Below are 6,125 nucleotides of genomic sequence, written 5' to 3'. Positions count from 1 at the left end.
ACCCGCACCACGAATTTCTAAATCTTTCATTGCAATATTAAACCCGCTACCCAATTCTGAAAACTGTACTAAAGCATTGATTCGTTTTCTTGCATCATCCGTCATAACAGATTCGGGTGGTGTAATAAAATAACAAAACGCTTTTTTATTGCTACGCCCTACTCTACCTCGCATTTGATGCAAATCTGAAAGTCCAAAATTATTGGCATTATTAATAAAAATTGTGTTTGCATTGGGTACGTCTAAGCCACTTTCGATAATAGTTGTTGCCACCAAAACATCAAATTCACCTTCTATAAAAGCGAGCATTAATTCTTCCAGTTTTTTGCCATCCATTTGTCCGTGACCAATTCCTACTTTTGCATTAGGAACCAATCGCTGAATCATCCCAGCAACTTCTTTGATGTTTTCGATACGATTATTGATGAAAAACACTTGTCCACCACGTTCAATTTCATAAGAAATGGCATCACGAATGGTTTCTTCGCTAAAGCGAATAACGTTGGTTTCAATCGGATATCTATTTGGCGGCGGAGTAGTAATTACAGACAAATCGCGAGCTGCCATTAATGAAAACTGTAAGGTTCTTGGAATGGGTGTGGCCGTTAAAGTAAGCGTATCGATATTTGCTGCAATGGTTTTTAATTTGTCTTTTACATTGACACCAAATTTTTGTTCTTCATCTACAATAAGTAAGCCTAAGTCGCGGAATTTTACATTTTTATTTACCAATTGATGTGTTCCAATTACGATATCTATTTTTCCTTCTTCCAAACCTTTTAATGTTTCCGCTTTTTGTTTTGCAGTTCTAAATCGATTCAAATAGCTAACGGATACAGGCATATCTTTTAATCTATCTGTAAATGTTCGATAATGTTGGTAGGCCAAAATAGTTGTTGGAACCAAAATAGCGACTTGCTTTCCGTTATCAACCGCTTTAAAAGCCGCACGAATCGCCACTTCTGTTTTTCCGAAGCCCACATCGCCACAAACCAATCTATCCATTGGACGATCGTTTTCCATATCCATTTTTACGTCGTGTGTGGCGGTAATTTGGTCGGGCGTATCTTCATAAATAAAAGAACTTTCTAATTCTTTTTGCATATATGAGTCGGGTCCGAAAGCATATCCTTTATCCAAACGACGTTTTGCATACAACTGAATTAAATTAAACGCAATGTGTTTAACTCGTGCTTTTGTTTTTTGTTTTAATGCTTTCCAAACGCCACTTCCTAATTTATAAATTTTTGGAGCAGTACCTTCTTTTCCGGTGTATTTTGAAATTTTATGTAATGAATGAATACTCACATACACAATATCATTATCGGCATACACCAATTTAATAGCTTCTTGGGTTTTACCTTCTACTTGAATTTTTTGTAAGCCTCCAAATTTTCCAATTCCGTGATCGATGTGGGTAACATAATCACCAATAGATAAGGCAGTTAGCTCTTTTAGAGTTACTGTTTGTTTTTTAGACGCATTATTCTTGATAGAAAATTTATGATACCTTTCGAAAATTTGATGGTCTGTATAACAGGCAATTTGCAACTCAGAATCGATAAAGCCAGAAAATAACGGAAAAACAATGTTTTCATATTTATCTTTTACATCAATGGCCGCATCTTCATCTATATCTTTAAAAATTTCTTTGAATCTTTTGGCTTGATTTTCGTTTGATGAAAATAAATAATTTTTAATTCCGTTATGAAAATTATCGTTTAAATTATTCATCAACAAATCGAATTGTTTGTTAAATGATGGCTGCGGTTGCGTGTAAAATTCGACTGCTTTTTCCGATTTAAAAACTGGGTTTTTATCTAATTCGATTATCGAAAAATCTAAGGCGCGTTTTAAAAATGTTTCCTGATTTACGAATAATTCTTCCGGTTTGGCGTGATGAATCGTTAGTGTTAATTTCGAATAGGCTTCTTTTGCTTTTTCGAATAATCGGTCTAATTTTCCACCTAATAAATCGGTATTTTGAAGGACAATAACGGTTTTTTCTGAAATATAATCTAAGAAATTTTCACGATTTTCTTGTAATATTTTATTTTCAACATTTGGTATAATGGCAATTTTAGTAACTTTTTCTTTTGACAATTGCGTTTCAATGTCAAAGGTTCGAATGCTGTCAATTTCATCTCCAAAAAACTCTATTCGGTAAGGCGCATCATTAGAAAAAGAAAATACATCTATAATCCCACCTCTGACAGAAAATTCACCAGGTTCCGAAACAAAATCGACACGTTTAAAATGATATTCAAAAAGCGTTTCGTTAATAAAATCGATAGATAATTTATCGTTAACACTTAGTTTTAAGGTGTTTTTATCTAATTCTTTTCGCGTAACTACTTTTTCAAAAATGGCATCTGTATACGAAACAATAATGGCAGGTTTTTTTCGAGAATTAATTCTGTTTAATACCTCAGCACGCAATAAAACGTTGGCGTTATCAGTTTCTTCAATTTGGTAAGGACGACGATAAGAACCAGGATAAAACAGCACGTCTTGATTGTTAATTAACGCTTCTAAATCATTCAAATAATATGCTGCTTCTTCTTTATCATTAAACAATAATAAAAAAGGAAGTTCAGATTTTTTAAACAACGCATCAATCACAAATGAAAGTGAAGAACCGACCAAACCGGTAGCATTTATTTTTTTTCTGGACGCAAAAAATTCAGCAATTTGTCCGATTTTTGGATGTTGCTGATATTTTTGAATGATTGCTGATTTGCTCAATTTATAGTATGTATTTTATAAATAATAGTTCTCCTTTTGCCCTTTGCCTTTTGCCTAAAATTATTTCTTTTTTGAAATTTCTTTTTGTTCTAATTCGTCAAAATTAACAACCTTAGCATTTCTTGTGGTATCACTAATACTTATGATTTTTGGCTCACCAATTTCAGTTGGAATTCTATTTTTAATCACAATTTCTTCGCACTGCATATAAAAAGCATTCAATTCTTTATTTATAGCAGCAATTAAATTTTGCACTTTTTCGTGAGGCACAACATCTAAAGAAAAATAGGTATCAAGAGCTAATATTTTAGTTTGTAACGCCACAATTCTGCTTCGCACTTGAGGTACATTAAAATTCGCAGGTACATTTGTGTGTAAAGTAGTAGATTTTGTAACTAAATTTAAAACCTTTTGCTTAAAAGCGCTAATGGATGATTTTGGTTTTTGTTGAAGTTCTTCTTCAAAATTTTTCCAATCTTGCCATTGATTTAAAACACCTCGAACTTCTGGGCTTGTTACAGGAATATTCAACTGCCAAGCTTTGTTGATTTGTTCAAAAGATTCTCGGTTTTTTTTCTCCATTTTTTCCACAAGTAATACTTGCTCTTCATTTTGTTTACAAGAAAAAAACAAAAGACTGCTGAAAACGGATAGTATAAGTAGTTTAAAAAAATTCATTTATTACAATTATGAGTCGCAAATTTACAAATGTTTATACGATTTTTTTTAAAATTAAGTGAAATAAATAATTAATAATCTGAATAGGTGGTTTTTACGAAATTCGAAAAAAACGAACAAAATAATGGGTTATTATTGCCAATATTTTATATTTGTAAGACAAAACAACTAACTATGCAAACCAAAATACTAATCATAGGCGCTTGTGGTCAAATAGGCACCGAACTTACTTCTAAATTACGTGCTACTTATGGTGTAGAAAACGTAATTGCTTCCGATATTAGAAAATTAGAAAATGACGTAGTAAATAACGGAATTTTTGAAGTTATAAATGCGTTAGATTACAATCAGATAGAGCAATTAATTGAAAAATATCACATTACTGATGTGTATTTAATGGCTGCTTTATTATCTGCAACTGCCGAAAAAAACCCTGCTTTTGCTTGGGATTTGAATATGAATTCTCTGTTTCACGTTTTAAATTTAGCCAAAGCTGGAAAAATAAAAAAAATATTTTGGCCATCAAGTATTGCTGTTTTCGGACCTACAACTCCAAGAGAAAACACGCCACAATACACCATTATGGAACCTACTACAGTTTATGGAATTTCAAAACAAACAGGCGAACGTTGGGCAGAATATTATCATAAACAATATGGTGTGGATATCAGAAGCATTCGTTATCCTGGACTAATTAGTTGGAGTACAGAAGCAGGTGGCGGAACTACCGATTATGCTGTAGATATTTATCACAAAGCCATTACGGATGGGAAATTTACGAGTTTTTTATCTGAAAATTCTGCTTTGCCAATGATGTATATGGACGATGCAATAAAAGCGACAATTAGCATTATGCAAGCCGATGCCGATGATATTAAAATTCGTTCTTCGTACAATTTATCTGGAATGAGCTTTACTCCAAAAGAGTTAGCAGCAGAAATTACGAAACATTATCCAGATTTTACAATTACTTATGAGCCCGATTTCCGACAGAAAATTGCCGACAGCTGGCCAGCAAGTATTGACGATAGTGAAGCAAGAAAAGATTGGGGTTGGAAAAACGATTTTAACATAGAAAATATGACCGTTGATATGTTTAAGAATTTGAAAGCAACGATTTATAAATAAACCACTTTTTTTGTCAATCTGAACTCGTTTCAGATTCTAAAAAAATTAAGTAGAATCTGAAACAAGTTAAGATTGACAAGTCATTATTTAGTTTGGTTTTTTAGTTTTTCTATTTCCTTGTCTTCAATAAGCGTTTTTATTTTTACGACTTCATCTGTATGGTCATTTGGAATGGTCATTGATAACACGTACTGTTTGATTTTCCAATTTCCATTTTTGTCAACTACCAAAACGCCGCTTCCACGACAAATTTTCATTTGCGTGTTTAGCAATTCATCAAACCAAGCTGTTTTTTTATCCGAAGAAAAGTAAATATTTCTTTCTAAAGCAGTAAAATTCCAAGCTTTACCTTTATCGAAATAAGGTTTTGCAAATTTTATGAATGCTGATTTGTTCCAATTCTCAGTTGCGTCTGTTCCTATAAAAATCGCATCATCTGTCATCGCATTAAAATAGTTGTTGAAATTGGCTTCAGCTGCAGCTTTATGCCAATTGTTCAAAACTAAATTAATTTCAGATTCTTTATTTATTTGATTTATTGCTTGTTTCGATTTACATCCGATTACAACCAATCCGATTATAACGACTATAATTTTTCTCATTCTAATAATTTTTTGGTTACGGTACTACTTGCGATTTTTGAAGCAATAAACCCTAAAACTGTAATGGTAACTAATACAAGTATAACATTTTTTATTTCGAAAAGTACAGGATATGCTAACGTTGAATTAATCATTATTAATTCAAATTGCTGTTGAATTAAGATGACAATTATCCCTAAAATTAACCCAATAATTCCTCCATAAATAGAAATGATATTTCCTTGAAACAAGAAAATGTTTTTTAAGTATTTAATTTCTGTACCTAAATTGTATAAGGTTTTTAAATTGTTTTTCTTTTCAATAATCATCATAATAATCGCACCAATTAAATTGAATAACGCAATGATAATTACTAAAGTAAAAATTAAATATACCACAATATTTTCGGTATTAAGCATTTTATACAACGCGTCATTCAATTGCGCTCTGTTTTTTATTTTAACTTGATTTGGAAATATTTTATTAATGGTTTCTATTGCATCTGTTTCTGATACATTTGGCGCCAGTTTAAAATCAATATACGTCAGTTGATTGGGTTTGTAATTCAGTAAGGCTTGTGTTAATTCAATGGTAGAGTACACATATTTTTCATCAACATCTTCGCTAACTTGAAATATCCCAGAAGTAAGTAACGGCGATTTATTAAACGCTTCCTCAGGATTTTCAATTAATCCCGAACCTGGTTTTGGAATGTATACTTCTAAAACATTATTAAAATCGAAAAGTCCTAAAGCTAATTTTCTGGAAATACCAGAACCCACCACTACTTGATTGGTATTGGATTCCAACCAATCTCCAGCATATAAAAAAGTATTTAGTTCATTTACCTTACAATAATTAGCATCAACACCTTTTAAATACGCTACGTGTTCTTTATTTTTATAATAAAACAAGGCGCGTTCTTCTACAATTTTGGTATAGGTTTTAAATTCTTTTGAAGATTTTAATTGTGAAGCTTGAGATTCGGATAAA

General features: G+C 31.9%; 5 protein-coding genes. 1 reads left to right on the top strand and 4 read right to left on the bottom strand.

Annotated elements, in window-relative coordinates:
- Both mfd and ACIQ11_RS08210 read right to left on the bottom strand, forming a co-directional pair.
- On the bottom strand, positions 1-2,745 hold a 2,745-nt coding region (mfd, locus tag ACIQ11_RS08215), incomplete at its 3' end, for a transcription-repair coupling factor (RefSeq protein WP_396154173.1).
- Positions 2,746-2,805: 60 nt separating this feature from the next.
- Positions 2,806-3,327 carry a hypothetical protein gene (locus ACIQ11_RS08210; RefSeq protein WP_396154172.1) on the bottom strand — a complete coding sequence of 174 codons (522 nt, stop codon included), beginning with the start codon at positions 3,325-3,327 and terminating at the stop codon, positions 2,806-2,808.
- A gap of 270 nt (positions 3,328-3,597) precedes the next feature.
- Here ACIQ11_RS08210 and ACIQ11_RS08205 point away from each other — a divergent pair, with 270 nt between their 5' ends.
- Positions 3,598-4,551: an NAD-dependent epimerase/dehydratase family protein gene (locus ACIQ11_RS08205; RefSeq protein ID WP_396154171.1), complete on the top strand. Its 954-nt coding sequence runs from the start codon at positions 3,598-3,600 to the stop codon at positions 4,549-4,551.
- 83 nt (positions 4,552-4,634) lie between these two features.
- Here ACIQ11_RS08205 and ACIQ11_RS08200 read toward each other — a convergent pair whose 3' ends face one another.
- Together ACIQ11_RS08200 and ACIQ11_RS08195 are read right to left on the bottom strand one after the other, a co-directional pair.
- Positions 4,635-5,153: a nuclear transport factor 2 family protein gene (locus ACIQ11_RS08200; RefSeq protein WP_396154170.1), complete on the bottom strand. Its 519-nt coding sequence runs from the start codon at positions 5,151-5,153 to the stop codon at positions 4,635-4,637.
- A partial coding sequence (locus ACIQ11_RS08195; RefSeq protein WP_396154169.1) for an ABC transporter permease occupies positions 5,150-6,125 on the bottom strand: 976 nt, incomplete at its 5' end. The genes ACIQ11_RS08195 and ACIQ11_RS08200, both read right to left, overlap by 4 nt.

The organism is Flavobacterium sp. (assembly GCF_044361065.1).
Lineage (GTDB): Bacteria > Bacteroidota > Bacteroidia > Flavobacteriales > Flavobacteriaceae > Flavobacterium.
The sequence above is the reverse complement of the archived record's forward strand: the minus strand, read 5'-3'. Positions and strand labels throughout refer to the sequence as shown.